At 44.7% G+C, this 617-nt stretch carries 1 protein-coding gene; it reads right to left on the bottom strand.

The genetic code is table 11. From position 1 onward, the window contains the following. On the bottom strand, positions 1-605 hold a 605-nt coding region (locus ACS8FD_RS22110; protein ID WP_439277445.1), incomplete at its 3' end, for a sodium:solute symporter family transporter. Between the last annotated feature and the right edge of the window lie 12 nt (positions 606-617).

Raw genomic sequence — 617 nt, forward strand, 5'->3', positions numbered from 1 at the left:
AATACTGCCGGAATAATAACGATACCAATGGCCATTAAAGCGACCAATTGGGCAAAGTCAGTGAAGACTGAGGCGCGAAACCCTGAAGTTAGGGTATAGCTCAGTACTCCGACACCCGCAATAATCACCCCTGTTTGGAACGATAACGGTGATAGTACCGATACCAACGCCCCAGCCGCAGTGAAATTGACCATCAAGCTAATTAAGCTGCCCATAAGGTTGGATATGGCTAAAATTAATTGGCTTGATGAGCCATGACGAGCGTGAATAAGTTCGCCTAAAGTATGTCCATCAGGAGCAAGCTCACGAAAGCGCATGCCAAAAGGGTAGATAAATAAAATCATTAGCGCGCCCCAAAAGCCATAATGTATCGGCCCTGAAACGCCATACTTATAGCCAGAAGTAGCGGCGGCATAAAACGATGCTGCCCAAATCCAAGTAGCAGTCATACTGGCTGCACCCATACCAAAACCGACACCATGGCCTGCGACCATAAAACCCGACGTCGTCTCTTTGTCTTTTTTAATCAACAATGACAATAAGTAAGTGCCGCCATAAAACGCTAACAACAATAAAATAATGGTTAACGATGAAAATTGGAACAATGACTCAGTTTT

This window comes from Psychrobacter sp. 1U2, from assembly GCF_051847575.1.